The organism is Actinomycetes bacterium (assembly GCA_035506535.1).
Lineage (GTDB): Bacteria > Actinomycetota > Actinomycetes > DATJPE01 > DATJPE01 > DATJPE01.
Map to the genome: position 1 here is coordinate 14,619 of DATJPE010000068.1, position 20,529 is coordinate 35,147.

19 protein-coding genes are annotated in these 20,529 nt (G+C 74.1%); 1 reads left to right on the forward strand and 18 read right to left on the reverse strand.

Annotation, left to right across the window (positions count from 1 at the left end):
* Nucleotides 1–5 precede the first annotated feature (5 nt).
* Nucleotides 6–2,024 carry a glycoside hydrolase family 88 protein gene (locus VMI11_10650; protein HTY72865.1) on the reverse strand — a complete coding sequence of 673 codons (2,019 nt, stop codon included), beginning with the start codon at nt 2,022–2,024 and terminating at the stop codon, nt 6–8.
* A gap of 158 nt (nt 2,025–2,182) precedes the next feature.
* Here VMI11_10650 and VMI11_10655 point away from each other — a divergent pair, with 158 nt between their 5' ends.
* On the forward strand, nt 2,183–2,650 hold the full coding sequence (locus VMI11_10655; GenBank protein HTY72866.1) for a hypothetical protein: 468 nt from the start codon (nt 2,183–2,185) through the stop codon (nt 2,648–2,650).
* 173 nt (nt 2,651–2,823) lie between these two features.
* Here the strand turns inward: VMI11_10655 and VMI11_10660 are convergent, their stop codons facing one another.
* The 17 genes from VMI11_10660 to rsmH form a co-directional block, all read right to left on the reverse strand.
* Nucleotides 2,824–3,711: a DivIVA domain-containing protein gene (locus VMI11_10660; protein HTY72867.1), complete on the reverse strand. Its 888-nt coding sequence runs from the start codon at nt 3,709–3,711 to the stop codon at nt 2,824–2,826.
* Between the two features lie 76 nt (nt 3,712–3,787).
* Entirely contained in the window at nt 3,788–4,087 is a 300-nt protein-coding gene (locus tag VMI11_10665) for a YggT family protein (protein ID HTY72868.1), read from the reverse strand.
* A gap of 19 nt (nt 4,088–4,106) precedes the next feature.
* Nucleotides 4,107–4,610: a cell division protein SepF gene (gene sepF, locus VMI11_10670; protein ID HTY72869.1), complete on the reverse strand. Its 504-nt coding sequence runs from the start codon at nt 4,608–4,610 to the stop codon at nt 4,107–4,109.
* A 46-nt stretch (nt 4,611–4,656) separates the two neighbouring features.
* Nucleotides 4,657–5,358 carry a YggS family pyridoxal phosphate-dependent enzyme gene (locus VMI11_10675; GenBank protein HTY72870.1) on the reverse strand — a complete coding sequence of 234 codons (702 nt, stop codon included), beginning with the start codon at nt 5,356–5,358 and terminating at the stop codon, nt 4,657–4,659.
* Nucleotides 5,355–6,017 (reverse strand): peptidoglycan editing factor PgeF, encoded by a 663-nt coding sequence (pgeF, locus tag VMI11_10680; GenBank protein ID HTY72871.1) that lies wholly within the window; start codon nt 6,015–6,017, stop codon nt 5,355–5,357. Before pgeF ends, VMI11_10675 begins: the two co-directional genes overlap by 4 nt.
* A gap of 18 nt (nt 6,018–6,035) precedes the next feature.
* On the reverse strand, nt 6,036–7,226 hold the full coding sequence (gene ftsZ, locus VMI11_10685) for a cell division protein FtsZ (GenBank protein HTY72872.1): 1,191 nt from the start codon (nt 7,224–7,226) through the stop codon (nt 6,036–6,038).
* A gap of 199 nt (nt 7,227–7,425) precedes the next feature.
* Nucleotides 7,426–8,160 (reverse strand): FtsQ-type POTRA domain-containing protein, encoded by a 735-nt coding sequence (locus tag VMI11_10690; GenBank protein HTY72873.1) that lies wholly within the window; start codon nt 8,158–8,160, stop codon nt 7,426–7,428.
* On the reverse strand, nt 8,160–9,542 hold the full coding sequence (gene murC, locus VMI11_10695; GenBank protein HTY72874.1) for a UDP-N-acetylmuramate--L-alanine ligase: 1,383 nt from the start codon (nt 9,540–9,542) through the stop codon (nt 8,160–8,162). Before murC ends, VMI11_10690 begins: the two co-directional genes overlap by 1 nt.
* On the reverse strand, nt 9,539–10,627 hold the full coding sequence (murG, locus tag VMI11_10700) for an undecaprenyldiphospho-muramoylpentapeptide beta-N-acetylglucosaminyltransferase (protein HTY72875.1): 1,089 nt from the start codon (nt 10,625–10,627) through the stop codon (nt 9,539–9,541). The genes murC and murG overlap by 4 nt, the downstream gene beginning before the upstream one ends.
* 4 nt (nt 10,628–10,631) lie before the next feature.
* Nucleotides 10,632–11,897, reverse strand: coding sequence for a putative lipid II flippase FtsW (gene ftsW / locus VMI11_10705; GenBank protein ID HTY72876.1), 1,266 nt, complete (start codon nt 11,895–11,897; stop codon nt 10,632–10,634).
* The gene (gene murD, locus VMI11_10710) at nt 11,894–13,312 is read right to left on the reverse strand and encodes a UDP-N-acetylmuramoyl-L-alanine--D-glutamate ligase (GenBank protein HTY72877.1); all 1,419 of its coding nucleotides are present in this window, start codon (nt 13,310–13,312) and stop codon (nt 11,894–11,896) included. The genes ftsW and murD overlap by 4 nt, the downstream gene beginning before the upstream one ends.
* Nucleotides 13,309–14,388, reverse strand: coding sequence for a phospho-N-acetylmuramoyl-pentapeptide-transferase (gene mraY / locus VMI11_10715; protein ID HTY72878.1), 1,080 nt, complete (start codon nt 14,386–14,388; stop codon nt 13,309–13,311). Before mraY ends, murD begins: the two co-directional genes overlap by 4 nt.
* The gene (gene murF, locus VMI11_10720; protein HTY72879.1) at nt 14,385–15,755 is read right to left on the reverse strand and encodes a UDP-N-acetylmuramoyl-tripeptide--D-alanyl-D-alanine ligase; all 1,371 of its coding nucleotides are present in this window, start codon (nt 15,753–15,755) and stop codon (nt 14,385–14,387) included. The genes mraY and murF overlap by 4 nt, the downstream gene beginning before the upstream one ends.
* On the reverse strand, nt 15,752–17,269 hold the full coding sequence (locus tag VMI11_10725; GenBank protein HTY72880.1) for a UDP-N-acetylmuramoyl-L-alanyl-D-glutamate--2,6-diaminopimelate ligase: 1,518 nt from the start codon (nt 17,267–17,269) through the stop codon (nt 15,752–15,754). Before VMI11_10725 ends, murF begins: the two co-directional genes overlap by 4 nt.
* A gap of 18 nt (nt 17,270–17,287) precedes the next feature.
* On the reverse strand, nt 17,288–19,099 hold the full coding sequence (locus VMI11_10730) for a penicillin-binding protein 2 (GenBank protein ID HTY72881.1): 1,812 nt from the start codon (nt 19,097–19,099) through the stop codon (nt 17,288–17,290).
* A gap of 17 nt (nt 19,100–19,116) precedes the next feature.
* Nucleotides 19,117–19,473 (reverse strand): hypothetical protein, encoded by a 357-nt coding sequence (locus VMI11_10735; GenBank protein ID HTY72882.1) that lies wholly within the window; start codon nt 19,471–19,473, stop codon nt 19,117–19,119.
* Nucleotides 19,470–20,417 carry a 16S rRNA (cytosine(1402)-N(4))-methyltransferase RsmH gene (rsmH, locus tag VMI11_10740; protein HTY72883.1) on the reverse strand — a complete coding sequence of 316 codons (948 nt, stop codon included), beginning with the start codon at nt 20,415–20,417 and terminating at the stop codon, nt 19,470–19,472. The genes VMI11_10735 and rsmH overlap by 4 nt, the downstream gene beginning before the upstream one ends.
* Nucleotides 20,418–20,529: the final 112 nt, after the last annotated feature.

The following is a 20,529-nucleotide window of genomic DNA, read 5'->3' on the forward strand; positions in this document are numbered from 1 at the left end:
CCGGCTCAGCTGCCCAGGGCTCGGAACACCTCGAGCTCCTCGACCGAGACGGCGGTGGAGCACCACGACGACGTCGAGGACAACCGCACCCAGCGAGCGTTGACCGTCGGGAAGACCACCTGGCCCGGGCCCTCGGTGTTGGGGAGGTCGACCGAGGCGACGGTCGTGTAGGAGCTGCCGGTCGTGCTCACGAGGACGTTGGTGTGGTGCGGCCCGCAGCCCGCCCGCGAGAACACCCGCACGGTGTCGACCGGGGTGCTCGCCCCGAGGTCGACGAGCAGGCTCTGGGGGGCGCTGGTCGTCGGCGCGCTCGCCGAGGACCACCACGTCGCCGAGCTGCCGTCGGTCGCCGCCGTCGCAGGGTGGCCGGACGCGGTCATCGAGCCGGCCGTCGGGTGCGCCCGAGCGAGGTCGACGCGCGGTGCGAACCGGTCGTACACCGCGAACTCCTGGATGCTCACCCAGTCGGTGCTCACCCCGTAGACCCCGGTCACGGTCAGCCGGACGTAGCGCGCGCTCACCGTCGTGGCGAAGTCGTCGAGGCGGACCCCCGTCGCGGTGTTCGTCGTCCGGTCGACGACGGTGGTCCACGTCTTGTTGTCCGTGGACGTCTGCACGCGGTAGCGATAGGCCCGGTCCTGATAGGGGACGAGCATCGAGTTGCTCAGGCGGTACGTCGACCCGAGGTCGATCGTCACCGACTGCGGGAAGGTCTCCGCCGACCACCGCGTCGTGACGTTGCCGTCGTCGACGTGGGTGGCCTCGTTGCCGGTCTGCTGGGCCGTCGCGGTGACCGGGCGGCCGGTCGAGGGGCTGCTCGTCAGGCCGGCGACCGCGCTGCCGGCCATCAGGAACGCCCCGACGCAGAACGGCTGGGAGTCGGTGTTGACCGTGCCCGACGAGGTCGACGTCGGCGCCGTGCGCGGGGCGGTGCCCGTATAGGACGCGCCCGGTCCGGAGGCCGCGGCCTGGCAGTCGGTCACGAACCCGCTGGGCTGCAGGGCGATCGAGGTCAGCCCCTGCCACGCCTTCGCGACGACCGGCAGGTACGTCGGCGCGTCCAAGATGCCCGCCCTGATGCCGTACGCGAGCGCGTAGGTGATCAGCGCCGTACCACTCGTCTCCGGCGTCGGGAACAGCGCCGCGTCCTCGAGGCTGGAGCGCCACATGCCGTCGCTGCCCTGCAGCGGGCGCAGGTGGGCGGCCATCGTCTGGAGCATCGAGGAGTACATGGCGCGATGCGGGTCGTTCGCGGGCAGCGCCTCGAGGACGTTCGCCATGGCGGCGATCACCCAGCCGTTGCCCCGCGACCAGAAGACGAGCTTGCCGTTGGCGTCCTTCGCCCCGATGAACGTGCAGTCGCGGTACCAGAGGCCCTGCGAGGCGTCGTACAGGCCCGGCTGCGCCACGGTGCGCCCGCTGCAGCGGCTGCTCGTGCCGCCCGAGTCACGGGCCCAGGTGTAGAAGGCGTCCATCTTGGCCAGGTAGGCGCTGTTGCCGGTGCGGACCGCCCACCGCGGGAAGTCCGGCAGCCCCATGAACAACGCGTCGATCCAGTCGTAGCGCGACACCGGCAGGTTCGTGAGATCCGCGGCCATGGTCGCGTCGGCGGCCGTCAGCGAGGCGGCCGAGTTGATCGCGTGCAGGTCGTAGTACGTCTCGGCCGCCTTGATCGAGTTCGGGTCGATCTCGTAGACGTTCGTCGAGATGCCCCACGCGTTCGACGTACCCCAGGCCATGCCGTCGGACAGGTAGCGCGAGTCGCCGGACGCGCGGTAGAGCGCCTGAACGCCCTGGAAGTACGTCGCCCACGACCACCCGTTCTTGGGCGTCAGCGTCGTGGTGGCGTACGTCCCCCGGTAGTAGTCGGCAGCCCGCATCGTCGCCGCGAGGACCTGGGAGTGACGGGGCAGGTCGACGGTGGCCGACACGGCGGCCGCCGAGGCCGCGGGTGCTGCGAACGGGGCCACGAGCGCCGCGGCGGCCAGCACGACGAGCCCTGCATGCAAGCGTCGGACAGCCATGGGGCACCCCCTTCGCGCAGGCTACGCGCGCGCCGCCGAGGCGCCCAGGGACCAAGGGCCCGGGGTCGATTCAAGTTCGGCATTCGCGCTGCCGAAACGGGAGGAAGGTCGGAGGATCCGGACGCCCCCGGGATCCACGGCCACCAGTGGAGGACCGCATGTCGATCAACACCATGCCCCTCGGCGGGCCGAGCCTTGCTGGGCTCACGCTCAAGGCGCACGCCGTGGCCGTCCCCGCGCTGTCCAGCCACGTCCGTCCTGCTCTGGTGCTGGCCGAGCAGGACGCGCGACGGCTGCTGGACGCCGCTCGCTCCCACGAGGTCACCCGTGGCGGGCTCTTCGCCTGCTCCCCCGCAGGCGTCCAGGTCTGGGACCGCCCCTGGACCGCTCCCGACTCACCGGGCGACGCCGTCCATCTCGGGTCGGTCGACTGGAGCTACGACACCCCGGTCAAGCACTACGTGACGATCTACCGCGCGATGGTGACCGCCGCCGGCGTCGAGCGTGGCGTCACGACCGAGACCGTGCTCAAGGCCGTGCTCGACCTGACCGGGATCCCCCTCGATGGCGCGCGGATCACGATGGCGATCCCGCCGCCGCGCGACCCCTTCCGCCGTACCGCCTGACACCCGGCCGGCTCAAGCCCCTCCACCGCTGGACCACTGTCGGGACCCCGGCCTGCCCCGGGTCCCGACAGTGTCGGCTGCCACCTCAATCCATGCCCACCTGTGGCGGCCAGTACGTCACTCCCCGCCCCCCGAGTGACGGACAACCCGCCACATGTGGGAGGTGGGTGGGTTCAGTCGGCCTGGGCCGGCGGTCCGGACGGGGCGTCCGGGACCGGGGCCGGCGCGGGAGCGGGCGCGAACGGGCGGGGCTGGGGCACCGGCTGCGCGGGCGGCGCGACCTGGACGCCGGGCTGGGCCGGGGGCGCGGAAGGCGCCTGGACCGGCGGCGCGGAAGGCGCCTGAACCGGCGGCGCGGACGGCGGCTGAGCCTGGGGGGCCGACGGCGGCGAAGCCGGGGGGGCCGACGGGGCCTGGGTGGACGGTGCCGGCGCGGACGGCGGCGGGGCAGGGGGCGCGGGAGGTGGCGCGCTGGGTGGGGTCGCCGACGGCGGGGTCGAGGGCGCCGGCGCGGTCTGCGTGGCGACCGACGGCGGGATGGGCGGGGCGGCCGTGCCGCGCGAGTCCAGCTCGCGCAGCTGGCCCTCGAGGTAGCTGCGCAGGCGAGTCCGGTACTCGCGCTCGAAGGCGCGCAGCTCGTCCACCTTGGCCTGCAGGACGCTGCGCTGGGCCTCCAGGTCCGCCGTGAGCCGGGCCTGCTCCCCCCGGGCCTCGTCGAGGATGCGCTGCGCCTCGACCTTGGCCAGGTTCACGTGCTCGTCGGCGGTCTTCTGGGCCAGCTCGAGCATGCGGACGGCGGCGTCGGTCGGGGGCGGCCCGGCGGGAGCCGCGACCGGGGGCGCCATGGGCGCCGGCGCGGGCGCCTCCGGGGCCGGGGCGGGGGCCGCCACCGCGCCCGGACGCGCCGCGGCCGTGCGCAGCTCCTCGTTGTCCCGCAGGAGCCGGCCGAGCTCCCCCTCGACCTCGTCGAGGAAGGCGTCGACCTCGTCCATCTTGTAGCCCTGGGTGAGCCGGACGACCGTGAACTGCTTGGCGGCGACGTCCGCAGGAGTGAGAGGCATGGCGCGTGCTCCAGAGGGTCGGGAGGGGCTTCCGGGCGCAAAGCCTACTGAACGTCACCCTGCGATCGACGGGATGTCACACACTCATGAGGGTTCCCGCGATGATCCCGATCACCACGATCTGCACGAACAGCAGCAGGATCAGCATCGAGAGGTCGAGCACGACCCCCCCGAGGCGCAGCGGCGGGACGATGCGCCGCACGAACTTCACGGCCGGATCGGTGACCGTGTACGTCACCTCGACAACGATGAGCATGATCCCGCGGGGGGTGTAGTCCCGCGCGAACATGAACACCCAGTCCATGACGAAGCGGAAGAGCAGGAAGAGGAAGAAGATCCAGCCGACGTAGCTGATGATCTCGCCGAGCAGCCTCACCGACCGCGCACCTGTGGGCTCACGACTGGTTGAAGAAACCGCCCTCGGCGAGGCGCGCCTTCTCCTCGGCCGTCACGGTGACGTTGGCCGGGGACAGCAGGAACACCTTGGCCGTGACCCGCTCGATGGTCCCGTGCAGGCCGAACACCAGGCCCGCCGCGAAGTCGACCAGCCGCTTGGCGTCGGTGTCGTCCATGTCGGTGAGGTTCATGATCACCGGCGTGCCGTCGCGGTAGTACTCCCCGACCGTACGGGCGTCGTTGTAGTTGCGCGGGTGCAGCGTCGTGATGCGGTAGGAGTCGACGACGTCGCGCCCCTCCGGGCGCGGGGCGCGCGAGGCGGGGGCGGGCGCCGGCCGCGCAGCGACGTAGGGCTTGTCCTCGCGCACGGGAGTCAGGGTGCGGGTGGGACGGGTCTCGTGGGCCTCGTGGACGTCCTCGTCATAGCCGTCGTCGTAGACGTCGGCGGCCTCGTCCTCGACGAGTCCGAGGTACACGCCCATCTTGCGCATCGCGCCGGCCATGGTGACCCTTTCGACCTGCTCTGGCGAGCCGTTACCGCGGTCGAGACTACCCGAGCGCGGGCCGGGGCCCGAGAAGCGCCGTCCCGATCCGCAGGTGTGTCGCACCCGCCCGGACCGCCTGCTCCAGGTCGCCCGACATCCCTGCCGAGCGCCAGGTCGCGGCGGGATGAGTCCGCAGCAGGTGCTCGTGCACCTCGGCCAGCCGGGCGAAGGCCGCCGCCGGGTCCGCCCCCAGCGGCGCGACGGCCATCACCCCGCGCAGCCGCAGCCGCTCGCTGCCGGCGACGGCGGCGGCGAGGGCGGGTACGTCGGCCGCCGAGGCCCCGCCGCGCCCCTCGACGTCCTCGAGCCCGACCTGGACGAGCACGTCGAGGTCGCGCCCCGCGCGAGCCGCCCCGTGCTCCAGCGCGGCCACCAGGCGCATCCGGTCGACCGACTGCACGACGTGGGCGTAGCGGGCCACGGACGCCGCCTTGTTGGCCTGCAGCTGCCCGACGAAGTGCCAGGTGAGGTCGAGGTCGGCCAGCGCGGCGGCCTTCGGGGCCGCCTCCTGGTCGCGGTTCTCGCCGACGTCGCGGACACCGAGCGCGGCGAGACGGCGGACGTCCTCGGCCGGCCAGGTCTTGGTGATGGCGACCAGGGTCAGCTCCGCCGGGTCACGTCCGGCATCGGCGCAGGCCCGGGCGATCCGCTCCCGTACGTCGGCCAGGTTGGCGGCGAGCTCGTCCCGCCGGGCGTCCTCGCTCATGGCGCCCGCCACACGAGGCCGGCGAAGCGGCCGGTGTCCTTGTCGCGGCGATAGGAGAAGTACCGCTCGTCCTCCAGCGTGCACACCGGGCTGACCTCGACCGACGCGACCCGGCCGGCGAGGTGCGCGGCGAGACCGGCCCGCAGGTCCAGCGACGGCGTCCCCCACCGGGTGGTGGCGGCGCTGCCCGGGACGGCGGCGTCCACCGCGTCGCGCAGGTCCGCGGGGACCTCGTAGCAGCCGCCGCAGATGGCCGGGCCGAGCCGTACGTCGACCCGCGCGGGGTCTGCACCGAGCCCGGCCATCGCGTCCAGGGCCGCGTCGACGACGCCGAGCCGTACGCCCTCCCGCCCGGCGTGCGCCACCCCCACGACCCCGGCGGCGGGGTCGGCCAGCAGGACCGGCACGCAGTCGGCGACGAGGACGGCGAGGGCCAGCCCCGGGCGGTCGGTGACGAGCGCGTCGACCTCCGGGGCGGCGGCGGGCACCTCGCGCACGACGGCGACGCCGCGCCCGTGCACCTGGCGCATGAAGGCCAGCGCCGCGGCGTCGATGGAGCCGAGCAGCGCGGCGCGGTTGGCCGCGACGTTGCGCGGGTCATCGCCGACGTGCTCGGCGAGGTTGCCGTCGGAGGCGTCGGTGAACCGGTACCCGCTCACCCGGCTCAACGCTGTCAGCTACTTGAGGAAGTCGGGCACGTCCAGGTCGTCCTCGGCGCCGGCCGTGTCGTCGAAGACGATCGGGCGGCGCACCCGGGCCGGCTCGCTCGGCAGCTGGACGGTGCGCTCCGGCTGCCCCGTCTCCTCGCCCGCTTCCCCGGCGGGCGAGGCCGGCGGCTCGGTGGCCGGGGCCGGCGACAGCGCCGGCGCCGGGACCGGCAGGTCCTCGTCGGAGCGCAGCGGCTTGGTACGCGCCTTCGGCTCCCCGCCGTCGAACCCCGCGGCGATGACCGTCACCCGGACCTCATCGCCCAACGCGTCGTCGATGACCGCACCGAAGATGATGTTCGCCTCGGGGTGCGCCGCCTGCTGGACCAGGCCGGCGGCCTCGTGGATCTCGAAGAGGCCGAGGTCGGAGCCGCCGGAGATCGACAGCAGCACGCCGCGCGCTCCCTCGATGGAGGCCTCGAGCAGCGGGCTGGACACGGCCATCTCGGCGGCGGCCGCGGAGCGGCCCTCGCCGCGGGCGTGGCCGATGCCCATGAGCGCCGAGCCCGCGCCGCTCATGATCGACTTCACGTCGGCGAAGTCGAGGTTGATCAGCCCCGCGGTCGTGATGAGGTCGGTGATGCCCTGCACACCCGAGAGCAGGACCTGGTCGGCGGAGCGGAAGGCGTCGAGCGCGCTCACGTTGCGGTCGCTGATCGACAGCAGGCGGTCGTTGGGGATGACGATGAGCGTGTCGACCTCGGCCCGCAGGTCCTCGATGCCGGACTCGGCCTGGGTCTGGCGGCGGCGTCCCTCGAAGGAGAAGGGTCGAGTGACGACGCCGACGGTCAGGGCGCCCAGCTCTCGGGCGATGCGCGCGACGACCGGCGCGCCCCCGGTGCCGGTCCCGCCACCCTCGCCGGCGGTGACGAAGACCATGTCGGCCCCCTTGAGGACCTCCTCGATCTCATCGGCGTGGTCCTCGGCGGCGCGCCGGCCGATCTCGGGGTCGGCCCCGGCCCCGAGACCGCGGGTCAGGTCGCGGCCGACGTCGAGCTTGACGTCGGCGTCGCTCATGAGCAGCGCCTGGGCGTCGGTGTTCACCGCGATGAACTCCACGCCGCGCAGGCCCACCTCGATCATCCGGTTCACCGCGTTGACGCCGCCTCCGCCGATCCCGACGACCTTGATGACCGCGATGTAGTTCTGCGGAGCTGCCATCCCACGCCTCCGAACAGCCTCACCCTCAGGTTGAGGGTAATAGTTATGTCATGTTGAGGGTTAGGGAGGACCGTAGGGGACTCGGGGCGCGAGAGGCAAGTTCCCGGGCCACCTTGGGCGGCCAGGAACCATGCTGCACACCCGATCTGGGCCGCATCTGTGACGAATCAGACGAATCAGACGCTCGACCGGTGCGGTGTCACGGCGTGACGGTCGGTGCCGTCGGCGCGCTGACGTCGAAGGTCCTCGCACTCGGGTGCAGCCGCTGCAGCGCCGCAAGGACCCGCGCCTTGAGCGCGACGTCGCTCGGACCGCCCCAGAACACGGTGGCGCCGCTCTTGAGGTCCAGGCGCATGTCGGTGGGGTCGAACACCGCGATCTGGGTGGTCGTGCGCAGCAGCGGGACGGGGAGGGTCTGCGCCACGCTCAGTGCCGCGCTCACCTCCTGCGGGGTCGCGTCGGTCATGTCCAGGCCGACGTGCGGATAGGGCGCCCCCGGCGAGGCGTTCGCGAAGTCGACCCCCGAGGCGTCGATGAGCCGCGGCTGACCGGCGCGCATGACGACGGCGACCGGCACCCGGTCGGTGACGACGATGCGCACGGTGTGCGGCCAGGACTGGCGCACGTCGACGTCGGCGACGGTCGGCAGCTGCGCCACCCGGTGCGCGATCGCGCGCAGCCGCACCTTCAGCAGCGGCCGCCCGAGTGGGACCCGCGCGACCTGGCGGACCTCGGCCGCGCTGGTGCGCTTGCCGGTGACCACCTCGACGGAGCTGACGGAGAAGTAGCGCGACCAGCCCACGGCCCACACCGCGACGAGCACGACGGCGAGCACGAGCACGATGACGCTGCGCCGGACCCGTCGCCGGCGGCGCTCGCGCCGGGCTCGCTCGCTCGAGCGCTGCACGAAGGGACGTACGTCGGTCGCGGTCATCAGCCCTCCGCCTGCAGCAGGGCCACGACCTCGGGCCCGATCATGGTCACGTCCCCGGCGCCGAGGGTGAGCACGAGGTCCCCCGGTCGCGCCCGCTGCGCCAGCCGCGGCGCCACGGCCGACCACGACGGCTCGAAGCTCACCCGCTCCGGCGGCAGGGGCACGGCAGCCGCCACCGACTCCCCCGACGCCCCCGGCACCGGGTCCTCCCCCGCCGGGTAGACCTCGAGCACCGTGACGTCGTCGGCGAGCGCCAGGGCCTGGCCGAACTCCTGCCGGAACGCGGCGGTCCGCGAGTAGCGGTGCGGCTGGAAGGCCACGACCAGCCGCCCCTCCCCCGCCACCTGGCGCGCCGCGGTCAGCGTCGCGCGGATCTCGGTCGGGTGGTGGGCGTAGTCGTCGTAGACACGTACGCCGCGCCCGGACCCCTTGAGCTCGAAGCGGCGGCGGGTCCCGGTGAAGCCGGCGAGTCCGTCGCGCAGGTCCGGCCACGGCAGCCCCAGCCCGAGGCCGGCCGAGAGGGCGGCGGCGGCGTTGGCCGCGTTGTGCCGGCCGGCGAGGCGCAAGGTGAGGCTGCCGAGGCGGCGACCGTGGTGCACGACCTCGCAGCGCGACCCCGGTCCGGGACTCTCCAGCGTCAGGCTCTCCAGCCGCAGGTCGGCGTCGGGGCTCTCGCCGTAGGTGCGCACGTCGATCCCGGCGCCCCGGGCGAAGCGCGCCAAGCGCAGCGCGCCCGGGTCGTCCGCGCAGAGCACGACGAACCCCTCGGAGTGCACCCGCAGCAGGAACGCCTCGAACGCGGCATCGACGGCGTCGCTGTCGGCGTAGTGGTCGAGGTGGTCGGGCTCGACGTTGGTGACGACGGCGACCAGCGGGTCGAGGGCGAGGAAGGAGCCGTCGCTCTCGTCGGCCTCGGCGATGAACAGGTCGCCGCTGCCGTCGTGGGCGTTGACGCCGGACTCGGCGAGGTTGCCGCCGATGGCGAAGGACGGGTCCACGCCGCAGTGCTGGGCGGCCACGGTCATCATCGACGTCGTCGTCGTCTTGCCGTGCGTGCCGGCGATCGCCACGCCGCGACGCCCGCGCATCACCTCCGCCAGGGCCTCCGCCCGCGGCAGCACCGCGATCCCCTGCCGCCGCGCCTCGACGACCTCGGGATTGTCCGGGCGGATCGCGGAGGACACCACGACCGCGTCGGCGCCGGAGACGTACGTCGCGTCGTGCCCGACGTGGACCCGCGCCCCGAGCGCCCGCAGCGCGCTGACCTCGCGGCCCTCCTTGGCGTCACTGCCCGACACCTCGATGCCGCGCGCGAGCATGATGCGCGCGATCCCGGACATGCCGGCACCGCCGATGCCGACGAAGTGGACGTGCCGGCTCATCGCGCCGCCGCCTCGACGACCAGGTCCACCAGCTGCTCGTCGGCGTCGCGGCGGCCGAACGCCGCGGCCGCGCGGCCCATCGCCGCGAGCCGTTGCGGGTCGCGCAGCAAGGCGACCACGTCCGTGGCGACGTAGTCAGGGGTGCACGCGGCATCGTCGACGAGCACCCCGCCGCCCGCGTCGACGACCGGGCGCGCGTTGAGCCGCTGCTCCCCGTTGCCGATCGGCAGGGGCACGTAGACCGCGGGCAGCCCGACGGCGGCGAGCTCCGCGCACGTGTTGGCGCCGGCGCGGGCCAGCATGAGGTCGGCGGCGGCGTAGCCGAGCTCCATGCGCTCGAGATAGGGCACGACGACGTACGGCGGGTCGTCGGGGCGGGGGTCGATGCGCACCGTGTTCGCGGGGCCGGTCGCGTGCAGCACCTGCACACCGGCGTCCGCCAGGGCGCGAGCCGCGCCGGCGACGGCCTCGTTGAGCCGGCGCGAGCCCTGCGACCCGCCGCTCACGAGCAGGGTCGGCCGGTCCGGGTCCAGCCCGAACCCGGCGCGCGCGGCGGCGCGCTCGGCGTCGCGGTCGAGGTGGGCGACGGCCGGCCGCAGCGGGAGCCCGACGTAGCGGCCGCGGGCGAGCACGCCGGGGACCGCGACGGCGACGTACGGCGTGAAGCGCGCGCCCAGGCGGTTGGCGAGCCCCGCCCGGACATTGGCCTCGTGGACGACGTAGGGCACCTTGCGCGCACGCGCCGCGAGGTACGCCGGCCCGGCGACGTAGCCACCGAAGCCGACGAGCGCGTCCGCGTGCGTGCGGTCGAGCACGCCCTCCGCGGCGCGGACCGCGGCCCGCATCCGGGTGGGCACACGCAACAGGTCAGGGCTCGGGCGCCGGGGCACGGGCACGGCGGGGATGAGCGCCAGGTCGTAGCCGCGCTCGGGGACCAGCCTGGTCTCCAGCCCACGCTCGGTGCCGAGCATCGTGATGCCGACGTCGGGGAAGCGGCGACGCAGCGCGTCGGCCAGCGCGAGGGCGGGCGAGATGTGACCTGCCGTCCCCCCGCCGGCGAGCACGACGTGCTGCAGCGGTTCCACGGGATCAGATCCTGCGCAGCATCGCCCAGGCCCGCCGCATCCGGTCGCGCCGGTGGGCCCGGTGCGCGGCGAGCGCCTCCGCCGCTCCGGGCTCGGAGCGGGCCAGGGACATGAGGACGCCGAGCGCCACCAAGGTGACGAGCAGGGCGGAGCCGCCGTAGGACACCAGCGGCAGCGGCAGGCCGGCGATCGGCAGCAGGCCCAGCACGGCGCCGATGTTGATGAGCGCCTGCCCGGTGATCCACACGGTGATTCCCGCGGCGGCGAGGCGCACGAAGGGGTCGCCGCAGCGCAGCGCGATCCGGATGCCGGCGTAGGCGAGCAGCCCGAACAGCGCGAGCACCGTGAGGGTGCCGATCAGGCCGAGCTCCTCGCCGATGACCGCGAAGATGAAGTCGGTGTGCGCCTCCGGCAGAGCCCCCCACTTCTCCCGGCCGGCACCGAGCCCGAGGCCCCACCAGCCGCCGGAGCCGAGCGCGTACTTGCCGTGCAGGGCCTGCCAGCCGGTGCTCGTGGGGTCGGCCTGGTTGGGGTGCAGCCAGTCGGTGAAGCGCGTCGAGCGGTGGGTCGCCGAGACCGACAGGTAGGTCACCATCGCGATGGCCGCCCCGCCGAGCAGCACGAACAGCCGCATCGGCGCACCCGTGACGAAGAGCACGACCAGGGTCACCATGACGATGATCACCGCTGTGCCCAGGTCGTCCTCGGCGAGCACCAGCGCCACCACCGCGAGCGCCGCGGGCAGCACGGGGATCAGCAGGTGCCGCCAGGTGTCGAGCAGCTTGCGCTTGCGGGCCAGCACGTCGGCGGCGTAGAGGATCAGCGCCAGCTTCGCGGCCTCCGACGGCTGCAGCCGGAACGGGCCGCCGATGTTGATCCAGTTGCGGTTGCCGTTCACCGCCACGCCGATGCCGGGCACCATGACGAGCGCCAGCAGCGCGAGGGAGCCGATGAGCGCCGGCAGCGCGAGGATGCGCCACGTGCGCACCGGCATCCGCGAGGCGAGCAGCATCGCGGGAACGCCGACGGCCGCCCACATGAGCTGACGCGCGACGATGCCGAAGGCCGAGCCGGTGTCGGCGTACTCGATGACCGAGCTGGCGGAGAACACCATGACCACGCCGAGCCCGAGCAGCAGCGTCGTGCAGCCCATCACGATGAGATAGGACGCCAGCGGCTGGTCGAGGACGGCGGCGACTCGCGCCGACATCCCCCCGTGGTGCTCGGCGTCGGCGACGACCAGCGGCCGCGGGCGCACGGACTGCGTCACGGAGCGGCCTCCGTGGCGAGAGCCCGTACCGCCTCGGCGAACGCGTCACCGCGGTGCGCGTAGTCACGGAAGAGGTCCATCGACGCCGCCGCGGGGGCGAGCAGCACGGTGTCACCGGGCCGCGCGAGGGCGGCGGCGCGACGGACGACGTCGGTCATGACGTCAGTCTCCGTGCTGGCCACGTCCACGACGGGGACCTCGGGCGCGTGTCGCGCCAGCGCGTCGGCGATGACCGCGCGGTCGGCGCCGAGCACCACGACGCCGCGCAGCCGCGAGCGTACCGCCGGCACGAGCTCGTCGAAGGTCGCGCCTTTGACCAGGCCTCCCGCGATCCAGACGACCGAGTCGTAGGCGCGAAGCGACGCAGCGGCTGCGTGCGGGTTCGTCGCCTTGCTGTCGTCGACATAGGAGACCCCGTCGACGACGGCGACGAGCTCGATGCGGTGGTGCCCTGGGCGGAAGCCGCGCAGCCCGTCGCGGACCGCCACCGGCGGGACGCCGTACGCACGCGCCAGTGCCGCCGCGGCGAGGGCGTTCGCCACGTTGTGCGGGGCGTTCGGGATGACGTCGCGCAGGGTCGCGAGCTCGGCCGCCGACGTCGCCCGCTCCTCGACGAACGCGCGGTCGACGAGGATGTCGTCGACGACGCCGACCATGCCCACCGAGGGCACCCCGAGGGTGAAGCCGATGGCACGGCAGCCCTCCACGACGTCGGCCTCGACGACCAGCCGCTCGGTCCACGGGTCCGCGACGTTGTACACGCACGCGACCTGGGCTCGCTGGTAGATCCGGCCCTTGTCGCGCGCATAGGCCTCCATCGAGGAGTGCCAGTCGACGTGGTCCTCGGCGATGTTGAGCACCGCCGATGCCAGCGCTGACATCGAGAACGTCCGGTGCAGCTGGAAGCTGGACAGCTCGACCGCGATGACGTCGTACGGCTGCTCGGCCGTGACCGCGTCGACGAGGGCGAGCCCGACGTTCCCGGCGGCCACCGCGCGTTTCCCCGACGCGACGAGCATCGCGGCGAGCATCTCCACCGTCGTGGTCTTGCCGTTGGTCCCGGTGAGCGCGAGCCACGGTGCGGCGCCCTCGGGCCGCAGGTGCCACGCCAGCTCGATCTCGCTCCACACCGGGATGCCGGCTGCCTCGGCCGCGACGAGCAGCGGCGCGTCGGGCCGCCAGCCGGGGCTCGCGACGACGAGGGTGATCGCGTCGGGCACCGCCTCGATCGCCCCCGCACCGAGCCGTACGTCGGCGCCGAGGACCTCGAGCACGCCCGCGCGCTCGCTCGTCGGCCCGGCCTCGCTGCGGTCCACGACGACGACCCGGGCGCCGCGACGCAGCAGCGCGTCGGCCGCCGCGAAGCCGGAGACGCCGACGCCGGCGACGAGGACGCGGGCGTCCTCCCACCTCACCGGGAGACCCCTCCCCCGCCGACCCACTCGGCATAGAACAGGCCGAGGCCGAGGCCGGCGCACAGCCCCGCGATGACCCAGAACCGGATGACGATGGTGACCTCGCCCCAGCCCTTGAGCTCGAAGTGGTGCTGCAGCGGCGCCATCAGGAACAGTCGTTTCTTGGTCAGCTTGTAGCCGCCGACCTGCAGGATCACCGACATCGTGATGACCACGAACAGGCCGCCGAGAACGAGGAGAAGCAGCTCGGTGCGCGACAGGATCGCGATGCCGGACAGCAGCCCGCCGAGGGCGAGCGAGCCGGTGTCGCCCATGAAGATCTGGGCCGGCGACGCGTTCCACCACAGGAACCCGAAGCAGGCACCCAGCGCGCCGGCCGCCACGACCGCGAGGTCGAGCGGGTCGCCGACGGTGTAGCAGCGCGGTGCGACCGCGGCCTCGCAGGAGTTGCCGAACTCCCAGACGCAGATGACGACGTAGGCGCCGAGCACCATGACCGAGGCGCCGGTCGCGAGGCCGTCGAGCCCGTCGGTGAGGTTCACGCCGTTCGAGGCGGCGATGATCATCGCGAGGACCCACAGGAAGAACAGCGCGGTGGGCAGCACCACCGGGGTGTCGCGGACGAAGGAGACCGCGCGTGAGGCCGGTGAGATGCCCGCGTCGTCGTGGGTGTTGAGGGCCACGACGGCGAACACGAACGCCACCAGCGTCTGGCCGCCCAGCTTGACGCGGGCGCGCAGCCCGGCGCTGCGCTGCCGGAAGATCTTGATGTAGTCGTCGAGGAAGCCGACCGCGGCCAGGCCGGTCATGAGGAAGAGCACGAGCAGCCCGGAGGGCGAGGGGGCGCTGACGGTGTAGAGGTGCGCGGCGACGTACCCGGCGAGCGTCCCGCCGACGATGACCAGCCCGCCCATCGACGGCGTACCGCGCTTTCCGGAGTGCGCCGGGTAGTGGCCGTGGGACTCGTCACGGATCGCCTGCGCGTAGCCGTGCCGCTTCAGCGTCCGGATGAGCAAGGGCGTCGCGAACAGGCCGATGACGAGGCCGACCGCGGCGGCGATGAGGACGAGCCTCACGACGCCGCCTCCGCGAGCAGCGCGGCGACGACGCGCTCGAGGCCGATCGAGCGCGACGCCTTGACGAGCACGACGTCGCCGGGCCGGACCTGGGCGTCGAGGAGGGCCACCGCCGCGTCGACGTCGGGCACGACCTCGCCGGACCCGGCACCGCGCACGATGGCGGCCGCGTCATCGCCGACGACGACGAGACGGTCGATGCCGAGCTTCGCCGCGTGCCGACCCACGTCGGCGTGCTCGACCTCGCTCGACTCCCCCAGCTCGAGCATCTCGCCCAGGACCGCCCACGTCCGCCGGTCCGCGCCGAGCGCCGCGAGCGCGTCGAGGGCGGCGCGCATCGAGTCGGGGCTGGCGTTGTACGCGTCGTTGACCACGGTGACGCCGTCCGCGCGCTCGCGAACCTCCATCCGCCACCGGCTCGCGGGACGGGCCGCCGACAGCGCCGCGGCGACGGCCGCGACGTCCATCCCGAGCTCGCGGGCGACGGCCGCCGCGGCGAGCGCGTTGCCCACCTGGTGCGCGCCGACGTAGGCCAGCTCGACCGGTGCGACGCCCTCGGGGGTCAGCAGCGTGAAGGCGGGACGGGCGCCGGCGAGAAGGCGGATGTCCGTCGCGCGCACGTCGGCGCCGTCGGCGCGACCGACGAGAACCACGCGTGCCGCGGTCCGGGCCGCCATCGCCCGCACGCGGGGGTCGTCAGCGTTGAGCACCGCCACGCCGTCGGCGGGCAGCGCCTCGACCAGCTCGCCCTTGGCGAGCGCGATCCCCTCGACCGAGGCGAACTCGCCGAGGTGGGCGCTCCCCACGTTGAGCACCGCGCCGATGCGCGGAGGCGCGATCTCGGTGAGCGCCCGGATGTGCCCGATCCCCCGGGCCCCCATCTCGGCGACGAGCGCGCGGGTCTCCTCGCTGACCCGCAGCACGGTGAGCGGCAGGCCGATCTCGTTGTTGTTGTTGCCTCTCGCGGCGACGGTCGGCATCGCCGGGGCGAGCGTCGACGCGAGCAGGTCCTTGGTCGAGGTCTTGCCGGCCGACCCGGTGATGCCGACCACGACGAGGTCCGGCGACCGCCCGACGACGGCACGTGCGAGGTGGCCGAGCGCCACGACGGTGTCGGGGACGATGACGGCCGGTACGCCCACCGGGTAGTGCGCCAGCACCGCGGCCGCGCCGGATCGCCGGACGGCGTCGACGGCGAAGTCGTGGCCGTCGTGCCGCGTTCCCGGGATCGCGACGAACAGCCCGCCCGGTCCCACCTCCCGCGAGTCGACCGACACCTCGCCGGTGACCACCGCCTCGGGGTCCGGCACCGCGTCCAGGGTGCCGCCGACGGCGCGGGCGACGTCGGCGAGCCGGGTCGGGATCACCGTGCCCCCCAAGACGCCGGTGCGGCCAGCAGCTCGCGGAGCACGACCCGGTCGTCGAAGGCGCGCACCTCGCCGTGGACCTCCTGGCCCTGCTCGTGACCCTTGCCGGCCACCACGACCGCGTCACCGGAGACGGCGAGGGAGACCGCGAAGGCGATCGCCTCCGCCCGGTCGAGCTCGGCGTGCACCTGCGCGGCGCCCGCGACCTCGCGCGCGCCGGCGAGCATCGCGGCGACGATCTCCGCCGGGTCCTCCGAGCGCGGGTTGTCACTCGTGAGCACCACCACGTCGGCGAGCTCGGCAGCGACCCGGCCCATCGGCGCGCGCTTGGAGGCGTCGCGGTCGCCACCGCACCCGAGCACCACGATCACCCGGCCCTCGGTGATCTCGCGCACGGTCTCCAGCAGCCGCCGCACGGCCTCGGGCGTGTGCGCGTAGTCGACGACGGCCAGGTAGCCCTGCCCGGCGTCGACCCGTTCCATGCGCCCGGGCACCCCGGGGAGGTCGGCGATCCCCTCGGCGGCGGCGTCGAGCGGCACCCCGGCCGCGTCGAGCGCCGCCACGGCGAGCAGGGCGTTGGAGACGTTGAAGCTGCCCGGCAGCGCGACCGACACCTCGACCTCCCGACCGGCCGGACCGGCCGCCCGGAAGCGCGACCCGACCGCGGTCGCGTCCACCGCGACCGCGCGCCAGTCCGCCGGGACGTCGGGCGCCAGGGCAACGGTCGTGACCGGCACCCCCGCCTCGCGGGCCAGGCGCCGACCCCACTCGTCGTCGACGGCGACGACACCGAGCCGGCTGCGCTCGGCACGGAACAGCGAGGCCTTGGCGGCGAAGTAGTCCTGCATGCTCGGGTGGAAGTCGAGGTGGTCCTGGCTGAGGTTGGTGAACACCGCGACGTCGTACGTCGTGCCGTCCACCCGGCCGAGGGCGAGCGCGTGCGAGCTCACCTCCATGGTGACCGCCGAGCACCCGCGCTGCACCATGAGGGCGAGCAGCGCCTGCACCTGAGGCGCCTCGGGCGTGGTGCGCACGCTCGGCAGGACCTCGCCGGCGACGCGGGTCTCCACGGTCCCGACCAACCCGGTGCGCCGCCCCGCCGCCCGCAGGCCGGCGTCGAGCAGGAACGCCGTCGTCGTCTTGCCGTTGGTGCCCGTCACCCCGAGCAGCAGCAGCTGCTCGTCGGGATGCCCGTACACCTGGGCCGCCAGCCCGCCGAGGACCGCGCGCGGGTCGGCGACGACGAGACACGGCAGTCCGGCGGCCGCCGCGTCGTCGACCCCGGCGGAGTCGGTGAGGACGGCCACGGCGCCACGCGCCGCGGCCTGGCCGGCGAAGCGCGCGCCGTGGGTGTGAGCGCCCGGCAGCGCCGCGTACAGGTCGCCCGGCTCGACGTCGCGGGAGTCCAGGCAGACCCCGGTCACGGCCACATCCGCGGGCGGCGGCTCGGCGCCCAGTCGAGCGGCCAGGGAGCGCAGCGGGACCGGCGGCACGACCGGGCGGGCGTCGGGCACGGCTGGCAGGCTACGCGGTCAGTGCGAGTAGATCGGGTACGGCGTCGCGCGGGTCGACGTCGGCGGCACCTTCATCGTGGCCAGTGCGAACTCCATGATCTGCTTGAAGACCGGGCCGGCCAGCCGGCCGCCGAAGTGGCCGTTGCGCGGGTTCTGCAGGGTGACGGCCACGACCAGCCGGGGATGGTCGGCCGGCGCCATCCCGATGAAGGAGGCGGTGTAGCCGCGGTAGCAGTGGCAGGCGTCGTCGACCCGGTTGGCCGTACCCGTCTTGCCCGCCACCCGGTAGCCGGGGATCTCCGCCATCGGCGCGGTGCCCTGCTCGGAGACGACCGACTCGAGCATCCGGCGCACCTCGGCCGCCACCTTCGGGCTGACCACCCGCGTCGTCGTCGGTGCCGGTGCCGGGTGGTAGGTCCCGTCCGGCGAGGTCGTCCCGGCGACGAGTGACGGCTCGACCCGCAGGCCGTTGTTGGCGATGGTGGCGTACACGGAGGCGGCCTGGACGGCATTGACGGACAGGCCCTGACCGAAGGCGATCGTGTAGAACTGCGTGCCCGACCAGCGCCAGGGCGGGGGCAGGATGCCGCTGCTCTCGCCCGGGAAGTTCATCCCGGTCGGGTCGCCGATCCCGAACTTCTTCAGGTAGCGGTACAGCGTCTGCGGTCCGATCCGCTCGGCGGTGAGGATCGCGCCGAGGTTGCTCGACTTCGCGAGCACGCCGGTGAGGGTGAGGTGCTCGGTGCCGTGCGCGACGTCGTCGTGGAAGGTCGCGTCCGAGCGGTGCAGGAAGGGCGGCACCACGATCGCGCTGGTCGGGGTGACCTTGCCCTCCTGCAACGCGGCCGCCGCGGTCATGACCTTGCTCGTCGAGCCGGGCTCGTAGACGTCGGAGAGCGCGGAGTTCCCGCGGTTGGCGGCCGAGGCCGCCCCGGGGTTGTTGGGGTCGAACGTCGGCACCACGGCCAGCGCCAGGATGTGCCCGGTCGTCGGGTCCATGACGACGGCCACCCCCGAGTCGGCCTTGGCCCGCTTGACCTGCGCGGCCAGCGCGTCCTGGGCCGCCCACTGGATGTCGCGGTCGATGGTCAGCCGGACGTCGCTGCCCGGGACCGGCTCGGTCGTGTGGTCCTGCGGCGTCGGGATCTCGCTGCCGTCGAGCCCCTCCTGGTACGTGGCCTTGCCGGGCGTGCCGGCCAGCCCCTTGTTGTACTCCAGCTCGATCCCGCCGAGACCGACGTCGTCGATGCCGGTGAAGCCGATGGTGTTGGCCGCGACGGTCCCGGACGGGTAGACCCGCTTGGTCGTCTGCTGCCCGTAGATCCCGGCGAGGTCGAGGGCGGCCACCTGCTTCCACGTCTGGGGGCTCACCTCGCGCGCGACGTAGGCGAAGCGGTGCTGGCCGGTGAGGATCTCGGTCAGCGTCGTGACGTCCATGTGCAGCACTGGGGCGAGCTTGGCCGCCGTGCCGGCCGGGTCGACGACGAGGGTCTGGTCCGTGGTGACGTCGACCGCGGGGACGCTGGTGGCGAGGACCACGCCGTGCACGTCGGTGATGGCGCCGCGGTCGGCGAGCAGGGTCACGTCCTGGGTCCGGCCGGCGCTGGCCTGCTCCGCGTACACCGGCGCGTCGACGCCCTGCAGCTGGAAGAGCCGCAGGACGTAGACGGCGAGCAGCAGGGCCAGGCAGACCAGCGAGGCCTTCAGCCGCAGGCCGGGACGGCCGAGGCGGACGTTGCCCCTGCGCCGGCGGCGCGGCGGTGCCGGTGGCCGGCGCTGCACCGGGGGGCGGCGCGCCGGAGCCGGCCGGACGGGGCGCCGGGTGGTCACCCCACCGCGTGGCGGCGTCACGACCCGCCGCCCAGCCGCAGGAAGCGCGGCCGGCCGCCGGGCACCATGCCCAGCGCGCGCGCCTTGGCGGCGAGCTCCTCGGGCGACTGCAGCACGGCCACCTGCTGCTGCAGCTGCTGCTCCTGGTCCTCCAGCGCCGCTTGGTGGCGCTGGAGGTCCTGGACGGTGAAGGAGTCCTGCGCGAGGGCGGTGTTGAGCGCGAGCAGGGTGAGCAGCCCACCGACGAGCAGGAGGAGCAGCAGCAGCGCGAAGGCGCCCCGCTTCGCGTGCGGCCGCGGCTGCGGGACCACCCGCAGCGAGGAGGGGGCGCTGCCCGGCCGCGCCTGGGTCCGAGCGATGGCGGCGCCGCTCACGCCGCCTCCCTGATCCGCTCGGCGGCGCGCAGTCGCGCCGACGCCGCCCGAGGATTGGCGGCGACCTCGTCCGCCCCTGGCGTCTCCGCGCCCCGGGTGAGCAGCCGCAGCCTCGGCGCGAGCTCCTCGGGGACGACGGGCAGGTCCACGGGAGCCTGGCTGGTGGCGAGGGCGGCGAAGGCCCGCTTCACGAGGCGGTCCTCGAGGGAGTGGTAGGAGAGGACGACGATCCGGCCGCCGACGGCCAGGGCGTCGATCGCGGCGGGCAGCGCGCGCTCCAACGCGCGCAGCTCACCGTTGACCTCGATGCGCAGCGCCTGGAAGGTCCGCTTGCTCGGGTTGCCACCGCTGCGGCGTGTGGCCGCGGGGATCGCCTCGCGCACGACCTCGACCAGCCGGGCGGTCGAGCTGAACTCCTCGATGCTGCGCTCCCGCACCACGCGCTCGGCGATGCGGCGTGCGAAGCGCTCCTCTCCGTACTCCGAGAGCACCCGGGCGAGCTCCTCGGCGGGATAGGTGTTGAGCACCTCCGCGGCCGTGATGCCGCTCGTCGCGTCCATCCGCATGTCCAGCGGGGCGTCCTTGGCGTAGGAGAAGCCGCGGCGCGACTCGTCGAGCTGGAGGGAGGACACGCCCAGGTCGAAGAGCACGCCCTGCACGTGGGACAGGCCGAGCCGGGCGAGCACCGCCGGCAGCTCGTCGTAGACCGCGTGGACGAGCGTGGTGCGCTCGGCGAAGGGGGCCAGCCGCTCCTGGGAGCGGGCGATCGCCTCGGTGTCGCGGTCCAGGCCGACCAGGCGCAGGCTCGGGTGGGCGGCCAGCAGGGCGTCGCTGTGCCCGCCGAGGCCGACGGTGGCGTCCACCACGACCGCTCCCGGCTCCCGTACGGCCGGCGCGAGCAGCGCCAGACAGCGCTCCAGCAGGACGGGCACGTGCTCGCTCATCTGGACCTTTCGGGCGGTGGGATTCGGGTGGGGGGCCGTGGGGGCGGGTCCCCGCCCGCTCGAGGGGGCTCCCGGCACCGGGGAAGGTGCGCCGGGAACTGAGCGGGAGGAG